Genomic DNA, 22,464 nt, shown 5'->3' with positions numbered 1-22,464 from the left:
CTTCTGTGGATCAAATTGTTGTTTCAGTCTTTTTCTGCAATTGCTGCACATAGGCTTCCTTCTCATCCCGGTAAAACAGATTCATGGTCTCAAACGGAATCAGACGGCCATCCTTATGTACAATATGCACACAGCTTTTCTTGATGGCGCGCACATCAAAGTCATACGCATCCATAAACCGCATAATGATGATCCGGAACAGGTTGTTATACGTAAGGCCCGGCGCCTGTATCTGTGGCAGGCAGCACAGCAGCTGCTTCATGTTCTCTTCAACACGATCAACGGAGATCCCCGTGCTGAAGATATCGATCATCTGCGCTTTTAATGCATCATCCTGCTCGTACACGATGGTGTTGCGTGTATTATCTAAAAGCTGCACGGGGTCAATATACCGGGTAAGGGGAAATACCTGATTGTTCAGCTTCAGCGCGTAGCCCATCACCAAAGCATCCGGATTGCAGGGTACGGGGATCAGGTCGTTCGCATTGAAAACATTGGTCTGATCCAGGATCTTCTGGCGTACCCCGGTCATGGTAATGCGGTTCACGGCCGGATCAAAGTTTTCCGTCCGGCCGGCTACCTGAACCGGCTGAAAGGTCACCCCCCTTACGCAGGGCTGCTTCAGCGCATAGCCGATGATCGCGCCAACCTCATCATCATTCACGCCTTGTTGCAGGGTTACCACCAGGGTGGTAGACAGGTTGAGTTCGTTTAAATGCTCCAGTGCTTTCATCCTCACCTCCAGCAGGTCCTTTCCCCGCAGGTTAACCAGCGCTTCCGGTTTGAACGAGTCAAACTGCAGGTAGATCTCAAAATCGGGCATATAGGTGGCCAGCTTTTCTGCAAATGTCTTATCCTTCGCAATCCGGATGCCATTGGTGTTTACCATTAAATGCTTAATCGGTTTGGTCTTAGCAATATCCAGGATCTCAAAAAAACCGGGATGAAGCGTGGGCTCCCCACCGCTGATCTGTACCACATCCGGCTCCCCCTCATTGGCAACAATAATGTCCAGCATACGCTCTACTTCTTCAACCGTACGGTGCCGGCCATAATGCGGGCTGCTCATGGCATAACAGGTCGGGCAGGTAAGATTACAACGATCTGTGATTTCTACTACCGTCAGGCAACTGTGCTGCTCGTGGTCTTCACACAGGCCACAATCATAAGGACAACCATAATGCGTTTTGGTGTTGAACTGCAGCGGCGTTTCCGAAGGCTTATTGTAATTACGGATATTTTTGTAATAGTTCACATCTGTTGCGATCAATACTTTTTCGAATCCATGCTCCGCGCAATTCTTGAGCATGTATACCCTGCTATCTTCAAAAACAATTTTGGCATCCACTCTTTTCAGGCAGGTGCTGCAAAGGCTGACGGTGAAATCATAGTATGTGTAGGGGCGAACCGGCATGATGGATCAATAATCTTTTAGGATGAATGATATATCTAAAATAATATAATAATCCCAGTAAACAAGCAATTTGAATAGAAGACAATCCAACCGCCCAGGTATAATGGGGCTTGATAAAATCGAGCAGGAACCGGAACAGAAGATACCCGATCATGAACAACTTAAACAGGGCTCCGCTGCCCAGCGCAAACCGCCGGGAGATGTGCCGGATTCCAAGGGCCAGGCATCCGAGAAAAACAATTTCATACAGCGCTACCGGGTGCCGCTCCAAGCCGTCGCCCAGGTCCATCCCCGTAAAAAGAGAAGTAGGCAGTCCATAGGTCTCTTCATGCACACCCATGCTGAAGCAACCGATACGGCCAATGATCAGCCCTAAGATCATCGGATAGGTATATAGGTCACCGCTGCTTTGCCGTTCCCCGATGATCTTCTTGATCACTTCCACTCCGGCCAGTCCGCCCAGGAAGCCGCCCACAACGGTTTTGTTGAGATAAAAATAGTGTAGCCGGGAGGCGCTCCGTTGCAGCGCTATAGGATCTTCCAGCCCGCCGAGGAGCCGGGAGCCCAGCAATGCGCCAAGGGTAGCGCCGAGCAAGATGTACAACCGGTTCATCCCTGAAATGGTGTCGCCCTGTTTCCTCTTTAAATATAAAAAGAACCGGAAGGCAATAAAAAAGCTGGCGATCTCCGTTACCATATGTAACAGGATCCTGTGTGTTCCAAAGTGCAGGTAAACCGGAAATTCCAAAGCGGTAATCATCTGCAGCAAGATAGGATTTTTCCTTTGTTGGTGTGGCGCCGGGGGGATGCAGCAATAACAGGCGGCCAACCCGGGGTACATGGGGACCGGGGAGACCTGCACGAACGGCAAAGAGTCGCCCTGCCACCCGACAACAGCAGGGCATTATTGATGGCCTGCGCTCTTAAAACAATCTGTCATTTCAGCGCCTCCCACAATACTTCCACCGGGTGCAGGCTGTAACGCTTTGCACCATCTTTTATCTGGTGGCGGCAGCTGGTGCCCGATGCCGCAATAATGGTATCTGCAGCGGCAGAACGGACCGCCGGCAACAAAACCAGCTCTCCTACTTTCATGGAAACGGCATAGTGTTCCTTTTCATAGCCAAAAGATCCGGCCATACCGCAGCACCCCGAGGGAATGAGTTCCACATAGTAATTTGAAGGGATGCCCAGTACTTTCTGCACCGAAGGCATGATCCCAAAAGATTTCTGGTAACAGTGACCGTGCAGTTTCACTACCCGTTTTGCATCTGTAAAGTGCGCGGCATCGATATATCCTGCTTCATATTCATTTGCCAGAAACTCTTCGATCAGAAAACTTCGGCCGGATAGCAACCCGGCCGCCTCCCGGAGATCCGGCGGAACAAGATCCAGCGCTTCATCCCGGAAGGTAAGCAGGGCGCTGGGCTCAATGCCGATCAGCGGCTGACCCGCCGTCACCTTTTGGGAGAGTGTCCTTACATTGGATACAATGATCTCCTGCGCCTTCCGCACCAATCCCTTGGAAAGGTATGTACGGCCGCTTTCCCGGTGCTCCGGGATCTCCACCCCATAGCCCAGGGCGTTCAACAGTTTTATGGTGGTTTTACCGATCTCCACATCGTTATAGTTGGTAAACTCATCACAAAACAAATATACATTCCGGCCGTACTGCTGCGAAGCTGTTTTTCTATACTTTTCAAACCAGGAGCGCAGGGTCGTTCTCCCCACTGCCGGCAACGAACGATCCGGCGCAAATCCGGCGATCTTTTTTATGATCCCGGAAATAAACCGGTTACCCGTTACCGCATTATACAGGAGGGGCATTTTTATGCCCAGCTGCTGCGACTTTGTAAAGCCCGCGATCAGCTTAGCACGAAAAGGAACTCCATTGGCGTCATAGTAATGCTGCAGGAACTCCGCTTTCAGCTTGGCAATATCCACGCTGGAAGGACACTCTGATTTGCAGGCCTTACAGCTCAGGCAAAGGTCCATGACCTCTTTGATCTCCGGATGGTCAAAAGGATTCTGTTTACCCGGGTCGGTCAAAAACTGGCGCAGGATATTTGCACGGGCCCTTGTGGTATCTTTTTCCTGTAAGGTGGCCATATAGGAAGGGCACATGGTGCCGCCGGTAACGTGCGACTTCCGGCAATCGCCAGATCCGGAACATTTTTCCGTGAGCCGCAGGATATTTTCCTGCCGCGTATAATCAAATACCGTGTTTACCGGCTTTTGCTTTTTTGCCGGATCATAGCGCAGCTGCTCGTTCATTTTGGGAGTATCGACGATCTTGCGCGCGTTAAAAATATTTCCGGGATCAAAAATATTCTTTACCTGTTGTAACAGCTGGTACACTTCCTCACCCATGGCGCTGGCGATAAATTCGCCCCGCAACCTCCCGTCTCCATGTTCGCCGCTTAAAGAGCCATTGTATTTTTTTACCAGCTTGACCGTATCTTCCAGCAGGCGGCGAAAGGTCTCCTTTCCCGCTTCTGTCTTCAGGTTGATCATGGGTTCAACATGCAGCTCCCCGGCGCCGGCATGCGCATAGTAGGATGCCGCAAGACCATAACTGCTGAGCAACTGCTGCAGTTCCTCAATATAAGCGGGCAGGTCTTCCGGCGAAACCGCACAGTCTTCAATCAGATTAACCGGCTGCTCATCTCCCGGCATGTTGCGGATCAATCCCAGCCCGGCCTTCCGGATGTCCCATACCAACTTTGTTTGCGGGCCTTTGACCACCGGGTAAGCATACCCCAGGCCGTTCTTTTTGAGGTCTTCGATCAGCGCAGCTGTCTTTTCATCCAGGGCATCCTCATCATCCTCCATAAATTCTACCATCAGCAATGCTTCGGGCGCGCCTTCAATAAAAAAACGGTTCCGTTGGTAAACCGGATGTCCTTTGGTAAAGTCCATGATATACTTATCCACCAGTTCAGAGGCCATGGGGCCGTGCCGGAGCACGATGTTGTTGGCATGAAGCGCTTCTGCCAGTGAAGCACAATGAATGCAGACAAGAGCGTCCTTTGCCGGCGGCAATGGAAGCAGGTTGAGCCGGGCTTCTGTTACAAAGGCCAGCGTGCCTTCCGATCCGGCGATCAGGTGGCACAGATTATAGTTCCCCGCTTCCCTCTGATCCTGCAGCACATCCAGTGCATAGCCGGTATTGCGCCGCTTAAGGGATCTTTTGGGATAGTTTTCCCGGATTACCGATGCATTTGCCCGATCATCCAGCAACGCCGAAAGCTCCCGGTAAATTCGACCTTCCAGCGTATCCGCCGCCGTCTTTTCTTTGTTATCTGCAGCGGTACAATGCCGGAGCACCACCTCTTCGCCATTGCTCAAAAGAACGGTCGCCTCCAGCAAATGCTGACGTGTATCGCCCCACACGATCGAATGCAATCCGCAGGAATTGTTCCCGATCATTCCACCGATCATGGCCCTGCTGGCCGTGGAGGTTTCCGGGGCAAACAGCAGGCCATAAGGTTTTAAAAAGGCGTTCAGGTCATCCCGGATGATCCCCGGCTCCAGCCGCACCCATCTTTCTTCCGCATTGACCTCAATGATCCGCTTAAAGTATTTCGAAATATCCACCACGATGCCGTTGCCTACCACCTGGCCGGCCAGTGAAGTGCCCGCCGCACGCGGGATCAGTGACAGGTTGTTTTGGTTTGCAAAGCGGATCAACGCTTTTACGTCTTCCTTGTTCCTGGGCAGGGCTACTGCCAGCGGCTGTTCCTGATAAACCGACGCGTCCGTTGCGTAGATCATTTTCTGTGCCTGATGCAGGCTGCTGTCATCATAAAACAGCTCTCCGGACAAGACCGCTTTCAATTGCTTAAAATCCATGATCCTTTGTTCTATGAGCTAAAGATAACTGATCTCTGCAAAAACAACGGCAAGATCGCATAATAACAGGAGTTTCCTGTTAAACATGATCAGCGGCAATCCGATTGCCGGTCCATTCCTGCAATACCGTTTACGCACACGATAAAGGGAATCATTCAAGCAGCTCGATGATCTTTTCGATACGGATGGGCTTTACGATGTATCCCTTTATGAGCGGATACTGCTTCACGCGTTCCTGGTCCTCATCCGAAAAAGAAGAGGACACCATATAGATGGTGATCATCCCGGTCAATGCCGGGTCCAACGTACTGAATGCGTCCATAAACTGCCAGCCGTTCATCACCGGCATTTCTATATCCAGTAATATCAGCTCCGGCCGTTGCTGCGCACCGGGATCTTTGAGCACATCCAATGCTTTCTGACCATTCTCAAAAAAATGCAGCCTACAGGCTTTGGGTTGTTTGGCAAACAATTTGTCCATCAGGAGCCGATGAATCGGATCGTCATCTACAATAAATATCTCTCTGCCTTCAGACATATACAAGTGGAATTATTTGATCTGTTTACACCATTTTCTTATTTTGGTGTTCAAATAAAATAGCAATCATACGGTTGTTGCTCAACAATACAGGAATATCCTCACTATTCAGCTGCGGTCAAAGCAATTATCCGGTATCAGGGGGCAGCCAAATTTATGACATTTTTTTTCAAATTATCCAAATAAAAAAGCCCCGGTGACCCGGAGCTTTTTTAAAAAGAGTTTATTTCTGTTATTTTCCGATTATTTCCGCCATTGTTTTGCCAATGTCCGCCGGACTGCTTACTACTGAAATACCACACTCGCTCATGATCTTCATTTTTGCTTCCGCCGTATCATCCGCTCCGCCCACGATCGCTCCGGCATGTCCCATTCTGCGCCCGGGAGGAGCTGTCTGACCTGCGATGAATCCGACAACCGGTTTTTTATTGCCCTGCTCTTTGATCCACCGGGCCGCTTCCGCTTCCATACCACCGCCGATCTCCCCGATCATTACAATGGCATCGGTTTCATCATCCTGCATAAACAGTTCCACGGCTTCTTTTGTGGTGGTCCCGATGATGGGGTCTCCACCGATGCCGATAGCAGTACTGATGCCCAGTCCTGCCTTTGCCACCTGATCCGCGGCCTCGTAGGTCAATGTTCCGGATTTGGAAACGATGCCTACACGTCCTTTTTTAAACACAAAACCGGGCATAATGCCTACTTTGCATGCGTCTGCAGTGATGACGCCCGGGCAGTTGGGGCCAATTAACCGGGTATTTGTGCCCTGCAGGAAATTTTTTACGGCTACCATATCCTGTACGGGAATGCCTTCTGTAATGCACACCACCAGCTCAATACCGGCGTCTGCGGCCTCCATAATAGCGTCTGCCGCAAAAGCAGGAGGAACAAAAATGATGCTCACGTTGGCACCGGTCTGTTTTACACAATCCGCAACGGTATTGAATACAGGGCGCTCCAGGTGTGTGGCACCTCCTTTTCCCGGGGTAACGCCTCCTACTACATTGGTACCATATTCGATCATTTGCGTGGCATGGAAGGTGCCTTCTGTACCTGTAAAGCCCTGAACCAATATCTTTGAATCCTTATTAACCAGTACTGCCATATCTTATATTATTATTATTTAAAAAAGCAAGTGCAAAATTAAGGGTTTGCCCTTTACCCCCTGTTATTCTTTTGAGGGCGGATCGTTCCCCGGTGGCTGTCCGATGTGCCCGTCGCCATCCAGGTCCAGGTTCAGTTTTTCTTCGATCGCATCCTTTACACCCGTGGGCATATCCTTCGGGATCTCACCGGTTTCCTGTATGGTACGCATGCGTTTGGCATCTTTCAGGAATTCCGACGCAAAAATAAAATCGTTCAATTTCTGATTTTCGCTCAGGATGATCTCTTTATTGTTTCCCTCCCATTCCTTTTCGCCCTGGTGCATATACGTAATGTGATCACCGATCTCCATTACGCTGTTCATATCATGGGTATTGATGATGGTGGTAATATCGTATTCCTTTGTGATCTCCTGTATCAGTTTATCGATTACCAGCGAGGTTTGAGGATCCAGTCCGGAGTTGGGCTCATCGCAAAACAGGTATTTGGGATTTAATACAATGGCCCGTGCGAGAGCTACTCGTTTTTGCATACCCCCGCTGATCTCGGACGGAAATTTCCGGTACGCCTCCTCCTTCAGCTGAACGCGGTCCAGCACCTGCTTTACCCGCTCTTTCTTTTTCGCATATTTATCAGTGGTAAACATATCCAGGGGAAACATAACATTCTGCTCCACAGTCTGGCTGTCGAACAACGCTCCCCCCTGGAACAGCATTCCCAATTTTTCACGGATGGCTTTTTGCTCCTTTTCATTCAGGTTGATAAAATCCTCGCCATCATACAATACATTTCCGGATGTGGGTTTTATCAGCCCTACCATACATTTCATCAGCACGGTCTTACCACTGCCGCTGCTGCCGATGATCAGGTTACATTTGCCGTCATCAAAAACAACGTCCACCCCTTTCAGCACCGCCTTATCTTCAAAACTTTTCTTCAGGTTCTTTATTTCAATCATGCGTTTGAGGTTACTGTTTCACAAAAGTAAAGCGGACAGGATATAGTCGGCCAATAATAACAGCACACAGGAAACGACTACGGCCCGGGTGCTGCTATGCCCGATCTCCAATGCTCCGCCTTTTACATTGTACCCGTAAAATGCAGGAACGGCGGTAATGATAAAGGAAAAAACAACAGACTTGATCAGGGCGAAGTACACATTATAGGCCTTGAACTGCATGGCCAGCCCGGTATCGAAAATGGTGGGATCAATGATGCCTGCGGCCGTACCTGCAAGACGCCCGCCCCAAATGCCCAGGACCATGGCCAGCATGATCAGGAGCGGAATGGTTACCAGGCCCGCCAGGATCTTGGGCAGCACGAGGTATCCTTTTGTATTGATCCCCATTATTTCCAGCGCGTCGATCTGCTCGCTTACCCGCATATTTCCCAGCTCGCTGGCGATCTTGCTCCCTACCACACCGCAAAGCACAATGCAACTCAGCGTAGGCGCAAACTCAAGGATCACGGTATCCCTTACGATCTGGGCAATGGTTGACTTCGGAATGATCGGCGATACCAGCTGGTATGCGGTTTGCAGGGTGGATACTGCACCAATGAAAACCGAGATGATGCAAATAATGCCCAAAGACCCGATCCCGATATCATTGCACTGGAGCATGAACTGTTTCCAGTACATCTTTGGGTTTTCCGGTTTGTGGAACATGCCACCCGCCATTTTAATAAACTGTCCAAATTCTCTTAATATTCTCAAAGGATCGTTTTTATAAATGGATCAATCAGTTTTTCTTTTTAACAACCTTTTCGTTTTCCGGTCATTTTCAACTGTTGGCCTCGTTTTCGACTGGGCATCAATAACCGCGATCATTGCCATGTTTACAATATTGCTTACGGTGCTGCCCAATTGCAACAGGTGCACCGGTTTCTTCAACCCCATCACAATGGGTCCTACCGCGTCCGTGGAGCCGATCTCCAGCAGGATATTATAAGCAATGTTTCCCGATGCTAAGTTAGGGAAGATCAGTGTGTTTACCTGTTGTCCTACCAAATCGCTGAACGGATAGATCTCCTGCAGCAGCCCGTTGTTCAATGCGATATTGGCCTGCAGCTCCCCGTCTACGATCAGGTCCGGCATTTTTTCCTTTACCAGCGCTCTTGCCCGCGACACCAGCGTGGCTTCGGGCGATTTGCTGCTGCCGAAATTGGAATAGCTGAGCATAGCGATCCGGGGGGTAAGGTTGAAGGCCTTCACTTCCTTTGCCGTCAGCAACACGATTTCGGCCAGCTCTTCCACGGTCGGGTTGAAGTTCACCGTCGTATCTGCAAGGAACAGCGGTCCTTTCTTGGTCATCACCAGGTACATACCCGCCACTCGGTTCACACCGGGCTCGGTGCCGATGATCTGCAATGCGGGGCGGATGGCTTCATCATACTTCTTGGTAAGCCCCGCCAGCATGCAATCCGCATCGCCCTGCTCCACCATCATGCATCCGAAGTGGTTCCGCTCTTTCATAAGCTTGTGGGCTTCTTCCTTGGTGTATCCTTTCCTTGCCCTTTTCTTAAAAAAGAGCGCCCCGTATTCTTGTCTTTTTTCGATCATTTCCTCGCTGCGCGGATCAAAAATGACCATACCCGAAATGTCGATGCTGTTTTCGGCAGCGATGGTCTCGATCTCTTTCTTATCGCCGATCAGTTGCGGAAACCCGATGCCTTCATCCAGAACGATCTGTGCTGCTTTTAGGATCTTGAGATTTTCACCTTCTGCAAATACGATCCGTTTGGGTGCCGACCGGGCTTTTGTGCCCATGGCCCGCAGTACCTGGTTGTCTACTCCCAGCCGCTTGTCCAGCTCCCGGCTGTACTGCTCCCAGTCTTCGATCCGGCGCTGTGCCACACCCGAATCCATAGCTGCGCGGGCTACAGCAGGCGCTACAGCCGTCAGCAGGCGCGGATCCAGGGGTTTGGGAATAATATAATCAGAGCCAAAAACCATCTTTTCCTGGTTATAGGCCAGGTTCACCATTTCCGGAACGGGCATTTTGGCCAGTTGAGCCAGTGCTTTCACCGCCGCCAGCTTCATTTCCGTATTGATGACGCGGGCCCTTACGTCCAGCGCGCCCCTGAAGATATAGGGAAAGCCCAGCACATTATTCACCTGGTTGGGATAATCACTGCGCCCCGTTGCCATGATCAGGTCCTTCCGGGCGCCGGTGGCGGCTTCCCAGGAGATCTCCGGGTCGGGGTTGGCCATCGCAAATACAATGGGATTGCGGGCCATGCTTTTCACCATCTCCGCAGTAACGGTATTTCCGGCACTCAGCCCGATAAAAACATCCGCCCCCTTCATCGCCTCGGCCAGCGAAAGCTCCCGGGTGGCGTTTGCAAAAGCGTACTTCATTTCATCAATATCCGCGCGGGACCTGCTCAATACCCCCAAACGGTCAAACATCAGGAAATTGGCGGGTTTTGCGCCCAGCTCCTGGTAAAGCAATACGCAAGCCATGGCCGCTGCGCCCGCACCGTTCACCACAAACTTTACCCGGTCTATTTTTTTCTTTTGGATTTCCAGTGCGTTGATGAGCGCGGCTGCACTGATGATGGCCGTTCCATGCTGATCATCGTGCATCACCGGAATATTCATCTGCCTCCGCAATTCTTTTTCGATGTAGAAACATTCCGGGGCTTTTATATCTTCCAGGTTGATGCCGCCAAATGTTGGTTCCAGCGCTTTTACGATCTCAACAAATTTTTCCGGATCCTTTTCATTGACCTCAATATCAAATACATCAATGTCGGCAAAGATCTTGAACAGGACCCCTTTGCCTTCCATTACCGGTTTTCCGGCTTCCGGTCCTATATCGCCCAATCCCAATACCGCCGTACCATTGCTGATAACCGCCACCAGGTTCCCCTTTGCGGTGTATTTATAAACATGCTCTATATTCTTTGCGATTTCCAGGCAGGGCTCGGCTACCCCCGGTGAATAGGCCAGCGCCAGATCCCGCTGTGTTTTTGCCTTTTTGGTTGGAATGACTTCTATTTTTCCCGGTCTTCCCTTTGCGTGATAGGCCAAGGCCTGCTCTTTTCGTAGATCATTCTTTGCCATATAAATTCTTTCTTGGTATAAGCCGGTTTTAGACGCCCGAAAAGTAAACCAATCTGCCAAATGTGCAAAATTATACAAAAGATATTTTGAGTAGCCCCGGTTGCAACGTTTATCCCGGGGCAAATGCATCTGAATGATACAACCGGAGGGCTGGCGTTATTAAAAAACGGCATATTCAGATGAATCCCCAAGGACCGCCTGACCGGGTTGCGCAGGGATCATCCCTCTCAGAGGCTTTTCCTTAACTCGGAAGCTGCTTTTTTAATCATTTCATCCGCCAACGGGCGGATCTTTAGTTCCCTATACCGAATGGGCCTGCCCGGCCGGGCACTCAATATGCTACCGCCATACGACTGAAAGCCCCGTCCGTTTCCGCTTTACCCGGTTATTTTGAAATACGGAGCGGGTTACGAAATAGCCAAGTGAAGCGCCGATCCATACATCGCTGGACCAATGCCGGTTGTGGTAGATCCTGGAAATGCCGGTGAGCCCGGCTATGCTATAAGCCACCCAGGGTACCCAGCGGTGCTTTTTGCCATAGGCTTCCGAAACAGCGGTGGCCAGTGTCATCACCGTTAGGGTATGCCCCGAAGGAAACGAAGTATGATACCGGTCTCCTGAAAAAGGGGTATGAAAATCCAGATGATGATCCGTATAAGCCGGCCGGTTCCGCCGGATGACCGATTTGGAAACCAGGTAAAGGGAAGTGGCAATGGCATAGGACTTGAAGGTAAGCAGGGCCGTACTTTTTAATTCAGGATCCTTAACCGCGGCGCCCACCACATACATCCCCGCCATAATATAGGGCGAATAGCGGTTGCCAAAAGGTTCAACAATATTGGCCACACTGTTCGCAACCGGATTATGGTTCCGTTGAGCGACCTGTTTGATCTCTTTATCTGCCAGCAGCAGCGCACCCGTTGTTCCCAGCACAATTCCCAGGTTCCTGACATCGCGCCCCTGCCAGCGAGCGGGCCTGGTAACCACGTACTCCGCATCGGAAAATATGCTTTTAAAAAAAGCGCCGTTCAGACGGTACCGGATCAGACTGTCTTCCGTTGCCTCCTCTTTTATGAGCGCTGGTCCGGTAAAGAGGTCCGCGCCCCCGGCACCCGCAGCAATGCCGCCTGCGGTATCCTGGCAGGAAACGTTCAATGGTGTTTGTGCCCTGCATAAATGGGGCAACACCATCAAAAGCCACAAGATATATCTTACAGGGTACAGGTGAACTTGTTTCTTACAAAAATAGGGGAATACCGTTTGTGATCTTATGGAGGACCATAAAGGCCTTCCGGTCGCCATCAAGACCCCCGGCCGGGCCTTTTATCCCAAAAGCGGCCAGCGTTTTAAATGCAGGATCTCATTTCTAAACCTTGCAATTTCCGCTTCAACATTGGTGACCAGTGGCTCCCGGTGTCCCGGGCAAATACTGCTGATCATTCTGCCGGATAAGAGTTTCATAATGGATGCCCGCGCGTTTTCTTTATCGGGCGTTACAGGACCCGCCATTAGACGCAATCTTTGGTGAATGACCGCCAGCGCATCGCCGGCGAAAAGGAATGCTGTGCTGCGATCGTAGATCGCGATATGCCCGTTTGTATGTCCGGGTGTTTTTATGACCTCCAGGTCCTGCAATATCACATCGCCATCGGATACCAGGTGATCGATCGTTACGCGCCTTGGCACCACATCACCGATCAAACCTTTGAACAAAACCAGGATCCCCCGTTCCGGTATAAAATCTGCAAGCCGTCTCAGCCTGGAGCCCGGCTTTTTCTGAAAATAGTCTGCTTCGTCTATATGACAAAACGTTTTACAGCCCGAAAGCTCTTTTAGCACCGCGGTACCTGCGGAATGATCATTATGCCAGTGCGTTAAAATGACGGCGGTAATGCGTTTTACGGGAATCCCGATCCGCTCCAGTGCGCCTTTGATGTCAGACGCATCCGATCGCATTCCGGCATCTATCAAAACAACATCCGTTCCCTTTTTTAAGATATAGGTGCAGTTATAATACGACGGTGTATATACCCAGAAAATATCCGGTTGAAGCTCTTTTACAATTACTTTCATCAGATCATTTTAAAATATGAGACCCGGTCATCCATCATTCGAATTCCAGCGAAAAAAGCCGCTCCTTCTCCATCCGGCCTTTTAATTCCATCTCCCCGATACCGGTAATTTTATAGGCAAAGGGCTGGTGGAAATCATTCATAAATTCGCCTGATAAAATAAAGGATTGCTGCAGCTCATGGCATTTTCCCCGCAGGCGCGCAGCAGTATTCAGCGTATCGCCGCTGTACACCAGGTCCTTTTTAATAATGCCTACAAAACCCGATGTGACTTCCCCACTGTGAATACCGGCCTTAAAAGTAGGTGCCACCGAATACTGGCGGGTATAATATCTTTCCCTTCGTCTTAAAATATAGAATGCCTGGCGGATAAACCGCAATGCGTAGATCTTATTCTCCAGCGATGCCTTCCAGGAAAGCACCACTTCATCCCCCACATACTGATAGATCTCTCCGCCGTTGGCCAGCACCGGGTTCGTGATATCCGCAAAAAAATCTTTCAGCAATAAAAAGTATTGTTCGTGCCCGATCTTCTCTGCAATGGTGGTAGCATTATTGATATCCAGAAAAATAAAGATGCGGCTTTCTTTCTGCGGCCGGTGATACTCACCCCGCATCATGCTCCAGAACCCCCCGGGACCGTATTTATCCGTCACCTCCAACAAAATAAGCGAAATAAGGGTCAGCAATGCCAGGTCGGCCATCAGAATCAAAAATCCCCTGGTAAAAAAAACATCTTCAAAAAAGCGGGTGGTAAACTGCGACAGGCTGCCATGGTAGCTGAATACAAAATAAGCCGCCAGCATACAAAAGGCCACCAGTACAAATAATCCGAAAGCCAGTGCCAGCTTCAGCAGAAAGGAAATCCACAACGGGTATCGCCGGAACGCCGTTTTCAGGTAAAAGATCAGGGCGGAGGAAATCACCAGGCCGATAATGGCAAACGTAAGACAGAAGATGATGAGGGAACGGTTACTGAGCAGCTGCTTTTCTATTTCCAGGATATTGAACAAAAAAAGGAATCCGAACAGGATCCAGATCACTGAAAGGATCAGCAGCATTTTCAGCCGGAAGTATAGCACGCGTTTGGATAGCATCATCGTTATGGCTGCATCTTCAGCAAGCCGGTACAAAATTAAGACGAAATGCTATGCAATGGTCGTTATGGACAGGGCAATACATATTTATTTACAAAATGAAGAATGCGGCATCATGTTTTTGCCTAATGCCCAAATAAAGCAGCTGCAATGATGGCAACGCATAAAACAACGTTTGTCAAAACATCAAATCCTGTAATCCTTCTTTGAACGGTATCATGATACCACCCGGTTTGCCGGAATGTATTGATCACAAACAAGCCTTTTTTATTGAGCAGCTTATTGAACAGCCAATACACGATGAGGAAAATCAAAAGCGTTTTCAGCGACGACGTCGAGTACCCGGCGATCAGGCTATTGACCGGAGAACCGGTATCAAAGCCCGTACGGTGCATAACGAATGCATCATTGCTATAGGTTGTCAAACTGACGATATACATTATTATGGAAATGATCATCCAGATGCCAAAAATTGCGCCGTCATTAAGGTCAATTACCGTGTCAAAAACGAGCAGACATAAGGGAACTCCGACCCCATAAAACCAGATCATTTGATTTAATGTACCCTGTGATAACAACCCGGCAACCGATGAAATAAATAAGAACAGCCCAACAATTATGGTCAGCGCAATCAGTATTTTCTGCCTTAATGGAAGAACCCTGAGGTTGGACATACGTTAAATGATATAAAACAGCATTACTGCTGTTTGACGTGGATTTGATAAACGAAAACCGGAATACGATTTAATTCCTCACGGGCTTCCCGGTTTTAATCACGCTTTGCAGCCGTTCCAGTGTTTTGCGTTCCCCGCAGAGGGACAAAAAGTTTTGCCGCTCCAGGTCCAGCAGGTATTGCTCCGATACCAGCGCGGGCTCGCTCAGATCTCCGCCACACATGACATAAGCCAGTTTTTTTGCAACCAGCGCATCATGCCCGGTGGCATAGCTGCCCTTCTGCATGGCATTGATCCCTGCCAGTAAGGAGCCCAGTACACTGCGTCCCTGCACTTTTATATCTGTCCTGGGCACAGGTGCCACATAGCCGCTGTCATACAATTCAAGCACACTGCGTTTTGCTTCTGCAACGCGACGGTCCTGGTTGGCGATCACTTCATCATGGCCCCTGCGGTAAATACCCAGTTCAAATGCCTCTGCAGCCGAAGTACTCACCTTTGCCGTAGCAATGGTTAAAAACCGGTTCTGCAGTGGAATGTTTTCCGGCTCGCCCTGCTGCACTTCATCGGCCGCGCGCAAAGCAAACTCTTTGGTGCCCCCGCCTCCGGGGATCAGTCCCACGCCCAGTTCTACCAACCCTGTATAGGTTTCGGCAGCAGCACATACCTTATCGGCGTGCAGGCTCAGCTCGCATCCGCCTCCCAGCGCAAGGCCGTGCGGCGCTACTACGACCGGTATCGATGCGTACCGGGCACGCATAGTGGTATTCTGAAAAAGACGTATGGCCATATCCAGCTCATCATACTCCTGCTCCACAGCCAGCATAAAGATCATGCCCACATTTGCCCCGGCAGAAAAATTGGCGCCTTCATTGGCGATCACCAGCCCTTTAAAATCCTTTTCAGCCTTTTCAATCGCCGTCTGAATACCACTAAGCACATCGCCTCCAATGGTTCCCATCTTGGTATTCCATTGCAGGGCCAGCACTTCGTCTCCTATATCGCAGAGCCGGCAGCTATTGTTCTTCCACACGATCTTATCGGAGTAGTTGCTTAAAATAATAAAAGCATCTGCTCCAGGCAGGACCTTGTAGTTCCTGCTGACCGGATCGTAAGCCTTACGCTTCCCGTTCTCAACCGTATAAAATGTTTGATGGCCTGCTGCCAGCATTTCTTCCACCCAGGCGGCTATGGTAATGCCGGCGCTCTTCATCGCTGCCACCGTTTTAGCCACCCCAACCACATCCCAGCTTTCGAAAGGGCCGATCTCCCATCCAAAGCCGGCCTTCATGGCATCATCTATGCGGTACAGCTCATCGCTGATCTCCGGTATCCGGTGGCTTACATAGGAGAACAAGAGGTAATGAAACTTCCGGTAAAACTCGCCCGCCTTGTCCTGGCCAGCCATCAGCACCTTTAGTTTTGCGGGCAGCTCCTCTAACAGCTTTGCCGCTTCCAGACCGGCAAATTTTGGTTTTACGCGGGGGGCGTACTCAAAGCTTTTCAGATCCAGCACCAGGATCTCTGAAGCCCCTTTCTCATTTTTTATCTTTTTAAAAAAGCCCTGCCCTGTTTTATCACCCAGCCATTTATTGGCCACCATTTTTTCCAGCCAGGCCGGGACCACAAATAACTGTTTCGCTTCATCGTCCGGACAGTTCTCAAAAACGCCGGCGGCCACTTTTGCCAGGGTGTCGATGCCTACAACATCCGCAGTGCGGAATGTGGCCGACTTTGGCCGGCCGATCACCGGGCCGGTCAGCGCCTCAATTTCATCGATACCCAGCCCCAGCTGGTCCATCAGGGAAAATATAGCCATGATGCTGAACACACCCACACGGTTAGCAATAAAGGCCGGTGTATCCTTACAAAGCACAGTTGTTTTTCCAAGAATGCGATCGCCGAATTCCATCAGGAAATCGACCATCTCCCCGCTGGTTTCCCGCGCAGGAATGATCTCCAATAACCGCAAATAACGGGGAGGGTTAAAGAAATGGGTTCCGCAAAAATGTTTTTTAAAGTCCTCGCTCCGGTCACGGGTCATCAGGTGGATCGGAATGCCCGATGTATTGGAAGTGATGAGTGTTCCGGGGCGCCGGTACTGCTCCACTTTTTCAAATAACTGCTGTTTAATATCCAGCCGCTCCACGATCACCTCTATCACCCAGTCGCACCCCCCGATGTGCTGTAGATCCTCATCAAAATTACCGGTGGTGATCCTCTTCACCACCTCTTTGGTGTATACGGGCGAGGGACTGCTTTTTACAGCAGCTGCCAGCGCATCTTTTACGATCCTGTTCTTATCCGCCCCTTCGGCAGCAATGTCCAGCAACAATACCGGAATACCGATGCCTGCAAAATGACAGGCGATGCGCGATCCCATCACACCACTTCCGAGAACTGCTACTTTTTTAATGATTCTTTTCATACACGACTATATGTTTAGCGGTTGTACGGCCTTTGCTTTTGTGATCCATATATCAACAAATTTTATCACTGAAATCATATACAAACAACAATTAGTTAGATAAACAACTATCTACTGTGAAGGTAAGGAGAAAAAAAGCAAATGCAAAAACATGAACCCCGGCCGGCGCTGCTCCGGTTGCGGCGCTCTGACGTCGGAGATCCGGGCCGTTGGCAAGCCAGCGCCCGTGGCCAACCGGTTACAGGCGCTAAGATCCGCTACCCGGTTCCGCCGTTCCGGACGTTTACCTTTTTAAAATGTGTTTTTGCCGATTTTATTTCTTGCGCCGGATCAATTAATGATACATTTGGTTCTGTTAAACCAAGTCGGCATGAATGTATTATCAACCAACGGCCTTTCTAAAAACTACGGTATGGTACAGGCATTGAACCAGGTAAGCTTTGAAGTACCCCGGGGCGCGGTGTACGGCATTCTGGGCCCCAACGGCAGCGGTAAGACCACACTGCTGGGCATCGTCATGAATGTATTAAAAGCCAGTTCCGGCAGCTATTTGTGGAACGGGCAAACGGGCCATAAAGCGCAACGAAAGCGTATCGGGACCTTGCTGGAAACGCCTAATTTTTATCCCTACCTGAGCGCGGAACGGAACCTCAGGATTGCGGCGGCCATTAAAGGTCAGGACACAGCCGATATTCCCCGGGCGCTGAAGGCCGTCCGGCTCTTTGACCGCCGGCACTCTGCCTTCAGTACCTATTCGCTGGGCATGAAACAACGTTTGGCGATCGCGTCCTCCCTGCTTGGCGATCCGGAAGTGCTGGTCTTTGACGAACCTACCAATGGTCTGGACCCCGCCGGGATCGCGGAGATCCGGCAACTGATCCAACAGCTGCATGCCGCGGGAAAAACGATTATTATGGCCAGCCATATACTGGATGAGGTGGAAAAAGTGTGCACGCATGTGACCATTATCCAGAAAGGGCATGTAAAAGCAGGCGGTACCGTTCATGAAGTATTGCATGCAAACGGACCGGCACCGGAAACGGTGATCGAAATAGCTGCATCGGATCTGCCGCTGCTGCAGGAGGTGGTTGCCGGTTTGCAAAATGTAACAGCGCTCATTGTAAAACCGGGGATGCTTCAGCTTACCGGCACAGCAGACCTTACTCCGCAACTGGTAAACCGGTACTGTTTTGAAAAAGGCATTGCGCTTACCTACCTGGTGCTTAAAAAGAAAAGCCTGGAGGCCCGGTTCCTGGAAATCACCGGCGCCGGCAGCGACCATTGACCCGACCTGATTTTATCAATAACCCGCATCTCCTCAATAACTCTTTTCCATATGCTACAACTTTTTAAAACCGAATGGCTGAAAATAAAAAACTACCGCACTTTCTGGATCCTGTTCGGTTCCTTTTTTACGTTTCTGCCATTTACCTTCCTGATGACCGCAAGCCGGTTCATGCGTCAGTTTAGCCAGTTTGAAGACAAGAGCATCGAAGCCGCGATGCTAAAGCGCCTGTTCAGCTCCCCGTTCATTTTTCCCAATGTATGGCATGGTGCTGCCTGGTTTGGAGGAATGTTCTTTATCATCATTGGGATGTTGTTCATCATGCTGATCACCAACGAAGTACAATACAAAACACACCGGCAGAACATTATTGATGGCTGGAGCCGGATGGACTATATCAAAGCCAAGATAACCCTGCTGCTCTTTTTCGTAGCAACCTCTACCCTTATGGTCTTTTTCTGCGGATTGGTTTGCGGCCTGTTGTACACACCGAACCGCTCTTCCGTTTCAATTTTTGAAAATATGCACTATGTAGGCTACTATGCGGTGATGGCAACCCTGTACCTTGTGATCGCTTTTTTGATCGCCCTGCTGATTAAGCGTACCGGCCTGGCGATCATCCTTTATTTCGGATATGTTTTTATTATTGACAACCTGCTGTGGCTGGCGCTGACCTTCCGGAAAAGCCAGGCGGGCTATTTTCTGCCTTTGGAAAGTACGGACTCACTGGTCCCCAATCCCTTTAAACCTGGTATGGTTGAAACCCGAACGGTTTCAGACGGCACCCTGCTGATAACAGCAGCGATCTACGGCGCATTGATGATGTATTGGATGGTCCGCTATTACCAGCGCACTGACCTGAGGACCTGATCACTTCAGAAGCTGCCGGATTGCCGAACCGATATCAGGATATTGAAACACAAACCCCTTAACCTGCACTTTCCGGGCACTGACGGTAGTGCTTCCCAACACTTCGGCTGCCCGTTCGCCCAATACCAACCGGAGCAGCGCGGCGGGAATGGGGATGGAGATAAAGGCATTGCCATACCGATGCTCCGCCAATGACCGTACCAGCGTGGCATTCGAAACCGGAGCGGGCGCTGCCGCATTGCAGGCACCCCGGTAGCTTTCTTCTTCCAATGCAGCCAGATACAGGCTGACCAGGTCGTGTATATGGATCCAGCTGATCACCTGCCGGCCATTACCGGGCACTGCTGCGATCCGCCATTTTAGCGGTTGCAGGATCATTGACAGAGCCCCTCCTCCGGGAGCCAGTACAACGCCCGTTCTCAGATAAGCAACCCTTATCCCCCGGCGCTCTAATGATGCGGTGCTCTGCTCCCATTGCATACAGCAATGTCCCAGGAAACCCGGTGCTGCGGGCCGGTCTTCTGTAAAGGGAGCCGGGTTTGGGATCTCAGGATCGGGGCCATACCAACCAATAGCCGAGGCACTGACCAGGGCCTTCAACCGGTTAACGCCGCTCAGCAACGTGTCAGAAAGCAGTAACCCGCTTTGTACCCGGCTGTCGACGATCACTTTTTTGTAGGTGGCAGACCACGGGCGTTCCATTACACCGGCACCGGCCAGGTGAATGATATAATCGGCCGTAAGCACAGCGTTCCGGTCAATTTCCCCGGTCTCCACGTTCCAGTAGCGATAGGACAACGCTCCCTGAACGCGGCCATGCAATTGCTTTTTGCGGGTAAAGATCACTACCTGGTAGCCGCTTTCCAGCAATCTGCTCACAACTGCTTTCCCGATCATCCCGGTTCCCCCGGTCACAATTGCTATCATTGTCTGTTCTTAAATGTAAAGGGGTTATAGCAAAAGCCTATACTGCCTTGCTGTCCCGATAGCAACCGGGACTGTTTCAGCATCAAATAATGAACCGGTATCAAAATTATCTTTATAAACTTATTCTCCGGTCAGTGAGGACGCTGACCGTGGCGCGGGGCCATGGTTTATGTCTTCACAAATCATTTAAGATGATACACACTTCAATAAAATGAATACTGGCCCATTATAAAGGCACGATTGGTTATCAATAGATTCTGAAACACCTGTCCGATCGAAAGTTCAGAACGACAATATACAATAAACCGGCATTTGATAAAGCCGCTTTGATGCACTCATGTTTACTTATTTTTTCCGGGCACCTCCTAATGGTTTCTTCGGCAAGGGCGTATTCACACCTTTTCCCGGAATGGGGTCGTGCGGGTCGTGAAGCGGGTCGTGTGGTTTTTCCTTAAATACATCCGGAACGGGATCATGACGCAGTTCTTCTGCACGATCCGCCACCGGTGCTCCGTCTCCGGAAGGGTTCTGATCAACACCGCTATCGATGTTTGCCACTTCGCTCAATTCTGAGGGTTCCATAACAGGCGCTGCAATGATCGGTTCATTCAAACCGGGCATTTTTACATCCGTAATGTCCTTCCCGCTATTTTCCACTACTGCCGGTACGGAAACCGCCGGCTGTTTGGGCTGCTTTTTCGCCAGGGTCTTTTTAGCCGACTTAACTGTCGTTGTTTTTGTTGGTTTTTTTATAGTTTGTTTCACAGGAGCGGCCGTCTTTGCTGCCACTGATTTTTTTACAGCCGTTTTCTTTACCGTAACCGCCCTTTTGGTAGCCGCTTTCTTCACCGCCGGTTTTTTGGCAATTACTTTTTTAGCAGCTGTTTTTTGTGTGGCAATTTTCGAAATGGCATTTTTTTTAGGTGCCGCCGTTTTGCCGGGGGCTTTAGAACCGGCAGCTGCTTTTTTTACGGTGGGCAATGGCACGGATCCCACTACTTTTCTTGCGGCCTTTTTTTCCTTTTTCAGGATCTTTTTTTGTGCTTTGCTCTGCTGCTTCAGTTCGCGGGCAGCCTCTTTTTTTGCTTTTTTATCCGCTTTCTTTGGAGATGCATTGCCCTTCTTTTTAGAGTCTGCCTTTTTTGCGGCTGCTTTTTTTCCTTTTGCCATCCTGTTTGTTTTTAAAATGAACAATGAAGAACTGTTAGAAAAAATATTAAAAAAATACCTCAACAATTATACCATTAAAAAATCCCCATTTTTTCAAATGGGGATCTAAACTGAATATATTCGGATAACCTATCAACCGTCTGTAACCTGGAAGGTGATCGGCTGCTTCCGGTAGGCTTTTACTTCCCGTCCGTTCTGGATAGCAGGCTTCCACTTACCGGATCTTTTGATTACACGTATTGCCTCTGAACCCATTCCAAACCCGGGGTCTTTGATCACTTTCACGTCGCTCACATTTCCCTGTACGTCTACCACAAACTGAACAACTACCTGGTAGTTACCGGGTGATGCGCCGTTCTCAACCGGTACTTCACCTCTGAGGTTGGTGGTCAGGTACCGCGCCCAGTCGCCCGGGTATTTGGCATCCTGTTCTACTTTGGTAAAGATCTCCGGCTCTTTTTCTACGGGCTTTGTTTCCACAATCCCTTTACCACCATCAACACCAGCCGGCGGCACAACGATTCCAACGTCTTTAACACCCTCCTGGTTAATGGTACCGATCTTGGTTTCCTTTAACTCTTCCTGTACGGGAGGTGGTTCTTTTACTTCCTCATCTTTTACGATCTTGGGAGGTGTAAACGCTTTGGTTTCAATTTTGGGAGGTGGTTCCTGTTTGGGAGGAGGCGGCGGCGGTGGCGGTGGTGGCTCGTCCTTTTTCTCCTCCGGTTTAATTTCCTGAATGGTAACTTCCTCCATTTTTACTTTCTCCTGAACCGTGGATTTCATCTGGCTTTTCAGAACCACCAGGCCAGCAATAACCACAGCGGCTATTACCGTGATACCCAGTGCTTTCCAGACCCGTTTGTTATAAGTGCGGCGAAGCTCATAGGCTCCGTACTCTTTGTTCCGCCCTTCAAACACGATATCCAGGAGATCAGAGGATAAAATTTTATTGGCTTCCATT

General features: G+C 49.9%; 18 protein-coding genes. 2 read left to right on the top strand and 16 right to left on the bottom strand.

The annotated features are described in order from the left end of the window. Nucleotides 1-10: 10 nt before the first annotated feature. The 13 genes from B160_RS0120520 to B160_RS0120460 all read right to left on the bottom strand — a co-directional run bounded on the left by B160_RS0120520 (nucleotide 11) and on the right by B160_RS0120460 (nucleotide 17,248). A complete protein-coding gene (locus B160_RS0120520; RefSeq protein ID WP_018629814.1) occupies nucleotides 11-1,414 on the bottom strand; it encodes a radical SAM protein in 1,404 nt (467 codons plus the stop codon). Continuing rightward, entirely contained in the window at nucleotides 1,386-2,174 is a 789-nt protein-coding gene (locus tag B160_RS0120515; protein ID WP_040680227.1) for a prolipoprotein diacylglyceryl transferase, read from the bottom strand. Before B160_RS0120515 ends, B160_RS0120520 begins: the two co-directional genes overlap by 29 nt. 176 nt (nucleotides 2,175-2,350) lie before the next feature. Then, the gene (locus B160_RS0120510; RefSeq protein ID WP_018629812.1) at nucleotides 2,351-5,266 is read right to left on the bottom strand and encodes an FAD-binding and (Fe-S)-binding domain-containing protein; all 2,916 of its coding nucleotides are present in this window, start codon (nucleotides 5,264-5,266) and stop codon (nucleotides 2,351-2,353) included. Between the two features lie 151 nt (nucleotides 5,267-5,417). Then, a complete protein-coding gene (locus B160_RS0120505) occupies nucleotides 5,418-5,804 on the bottom strand; it encodes a response regulator (protein WP_018629811.1) in 387 nt (128 codons plus the stop codon). 232 nt (nucleotides 5,805-6,036) lie between these two features. Beyond that, on the bottom strand, nucleotides 6,037-6,912 hold the full coding sequence (gene sucD / locus B160_RS0120500) for a succinate--CoA ligase subunit alpha (RefSeq protein WP_018629810.1): 876 nt from the start codon (nucleotides 6,910-6,912) through the stop codon (nucleotides 6,037-6,039). A 63-nt stretch (nucleotides 6,913-6,975) separates the two neighbouring features. Next, nucleotides 6,976-7,869, bottom strand: a complete 894-nt coding sequence (locus B160_RS0120495; RefSeq protein ID WP_018629809.1) for an ABC transporter ATP-binding protein — start codon at nucleotides 7,867-7,869, stop codon at nucleotides 6,976-6,978. Nucleotides 7,870-7,887: 18 nt separating this feature from the next. After that, entirely contained in the window at nucleotides 7,888-8,625 is a 738-nt protein-coding gene (locus B160_RS0120490) for an MlaE family ABC transporter permease (RefSeq protein WP_026309908.1), read from the bottom strand. 21 nt (nucleotides 8,626-8,646) lie between these two features. Further along, the gene (locus B160_RS0120485; protein ID WP_040680223.1) at nucleotides 8,647-10,977 is read right to left on the bottom strand and encodes an NADP-dependent malic enzyme; all 2,331 of its coding nucleotides are present in this window, start codon (nucleotides 10,975-10,977) and stop codon (nucleotides 8,647-8,649) included. Nucleotides 10,978-11,316: 339 nt separating this feature from the next. Then, nucleotides 11,317-12,168: a phosphatase PAP2 family protein gene (locus B160_RS0120480; RefSeq protein ID WP_245562253.1), complete on the bottom strand. Its 852-nt coding sequence runs from the start codon at nucleotides 12,166-12,168 to the stop codon at nucleotides 11,317-11,319. Nucleotides 12,169-12,300: 132 nt separating this feature from the next. Next, nucleotides 12,301-13,050 (bottom strand): MBL fold metallo-hydrolase, encoded by a 750-nt coding sequence (locus B160_RS0120475; protein ID WP_018629805.1) that lies wholly within the window; start codon nucleotides 13,048-13,050, stop codon nucleotides 12,301-12,303. 34 nt (nucleotides 13,051-13,084) lie between these two features. Continuing rightward, on the bottom strand, nucleotides 13,085-14,182 hold the full coding sequence (locus B160_RS29785; RefSeq protein WP_018629804.1) for an adenylate/guanylate cyclase domain-containing protein: 1,098 nt from the start codon (nucleotides 14,180-14,182) through the stop codon (nucleotides 13,085-13,087). Nucleotides 14,183-14,271: 89 nt separating this feature from the next. Continuing rightward, entirely contained in the window at nucleotides 14,272-14,697 is a 426-nt protein-coding gene (locus B160_RS29780) for a hypothetical protein (protein WP_026309907.1), read from the bottom strand. 193 nt (nucleotides 14,698-14,890) lie between these two features. Beyond that, a complete protein-coding gene (locus B160_RS0120460) occupies nucleotides 14,891-17,248 on the bottom strand; it encodes a 3-hydroxyacyl-CoA dehydrogenase/enoyl-CoA hydratase family protein (protein WP_026309906.1) in 2,358 nt (785 codons plus the stop codon). A gap of 370 nt (nucleotides 17,249-17,618) precedes the next feature. On the opposite strand from B160_RS0120460, the gene B160_RS0120450 reads away from it, so the two are divergent. Continuing rightward, nucleotides 17,619-18,533 (top strand): ABC transporter ATP-binding protein, encoded by a 915-nt coding sequence (locus tag B160_RS0120450; protein WP_026309905.1) that lies wholly within the window; start codon nucleotides 17,619-17,621, stop codon nucleotides 18,531-18,533. Between the two features lie 51 nt (nucleotides 18,534-18,584). Beyond that, nucleotides 18,585-19,403, top strand: coding sequence for an ABC transporter permease (locus tag B160_RS0120445; RefSeq protein WP_018629799.1), 819 nt, complete (start codon nucleotides 18,585-18,587; stop codon nucleotides 19,401-19,403). Here the strand turns inward: B160_RS0120445 and B160_RS0120440 are convergent, their stop codons facing one another. The 3 genes from B160_RS0120440 to B160_RS0120425 all read right to left on the bottom strand — a co-directional run bounded on the left by B160_RS0120440 (nucleotide 19,404) and on the right by B160_RS0120425 (nucleotide 22,463). Further along, a complete protein-coding gene (locus B160_RS0120440) occupies nucleotides 19,404-20,330 on the bottom strand; it encodes a TIGR01777 family oxidoreductase (protein ID WP_018629798.1) in 927 nt (308 codons plus the stop codon). It abuts the gene before it with no gap. A 345-nt stretch (nucleotides 20,331-20,675) separates the two neighbouring features. Next, on the bottom strand, nucleotides 20,676-21,500 hold the full coding sequence (locus tag B160_RS31805; RefSeq protein ID WP_018629797.1) for a hypothetical protein: 825 nt from the start codon (nucleotides 21,498-21,500) through the stop codon (nucleotides 20,676-20,678). A gap of 132 nt (nucleotides 21,501-21,632) precedes the next feature. Further along, on the bottom strand, nucleotides 21,633-22,463 hold the full coding sequence (locus B160_RS0120425) for an energy transducer TonB (RefSeq protein ID WP_018629795.1): 831 nt from the start codon (nucleotides 22,461-22,463) through the stop codon (nucleotides 21,633-21,635). Nucleotide 22,464 lies beyond the last annotated feature (1 nt).

The sequence above is a fragment of the Niabella aurantiaca DSM 17617 genome (assembly GCF_000374125.1).
In the GTDB taxonomy this organism is placed as follows: domain Bacteria; phylum Bacteroidota; class Bacteroidia; order Chitinophagales; family Chitinophagaceae; genus Niabella; species Niabella aurantiaca.
Note: the sequence above shows the minus strand (reverse complement) of the source record. Positions and strands in the feature narration are given on the sequence as shown.

Coding starts and splice junctions, on each gene's coding strand:
- B160_RS0120520 (WP_018629814.1), bottom strand. CDS start 1,414: ATGCCGGTTCGCCCCTACACATACTATGATTTCACCGTCAGCCTTTGC.
- B160_RS0120515 (WP_040680227.1), bottom strand. CDS start 2,174: ATGATTACCGCTTTGGAATTTCCGGTTTACCTGCACTTTGGAACACAC.
- B160_RS0120510 (WP_018629812.1), bottom strand. CDS start 5,266: ATGGATTTTAAGCAATTGAAAGCGGTCTTGTCCGGAGAGCTGTTTTAT.
- B160_RS0120505 (WP_018629811.1), bottom strand. CDS start 5,804: ATGTCTGAAGGCAGAGAGATATTTATTGTAGATGACGATCCGATTCAT.
- sucD (WP_018629810.1), bottom strand. CDS start 6,912: ATGGCAGTACTGGTTAATAAGGATTCAAAGATATTGGTTCAGGGCTTT.
- B160_RS0120495 (WP_018629809.1), bottom strand. CDS start 7,869: ATGATTGAAATAAAGAACCTGAAGAAAAGTTTTGAAGATAAGGCGGTG.
- B160_RS0120485 (WP_040680223.1), bottom strand. CDS start 10,977: ATGGCAAAGAATGATCTACGAAAAGAGCAGGCCTTGGCCTATCACGCA.
- B160_RS0120480 (WP_245562253.1), bottom strand. CDS start 12,168: ATGGTGTTGCCCCATTTATGCAGGGCACAAACACCATTGAACGTTTCC.
- B160_RS0120475 (WP_018629805.1), bottom strand. CDS start 13,050: ATGAAAGTAATTGTAAAAGAGCTTCAACCGGATATTTTCTGGGTATAT.
- B160_RS29780 (WP_026309907.1), bottom strand. CDS start 14,697: ATGATCTGGTTTTATGGGGTCGGAGTTCCCTTATGTCTGCTCGTTTTT.
- B160_RS0120460 (WP_026309906.1), bottom strand. CDS start 17,248: ATGAAAAGAATCATTAAAAAAGTAGCAGTTCTCGGAAGTGGTGTGATG.
- B160_RS0120450 (WP_026309905.1), top strand. CDS start 17,619: ATGAATGTATTATCAACCAACGGCCTTTCTAAAAACTACGGTATGGTA.
- B160_RS0120445 (WP_018629799.1), top strand. CDS start 18,585: ATGCTACAACTTTTTAAAACCGAATGGCTGAAAATAAAAAACTACCGC.
- B160_RS0120440 (WP_018629798.1), bottom strand. CDS start 20,330: ATGATAGCAATTGTGACCGGGGGAACCGGGATGATCGGGAAAGCAGTT.
- B160_RS31805 (WP_018629797.1), bottom strand. CDS start 21,500: ATGGCAAAAGGAAAAAAAGCAGCCGCAAAAAAGGCAGACTCTAAAAAG.
- B160_RS0120425 (WP_018629795.1), bottom strand. CDS start 22,463: ATGGAAGCCAATAAAATTTTATCCTCTGATCTCCTGGATATCGTGTTT.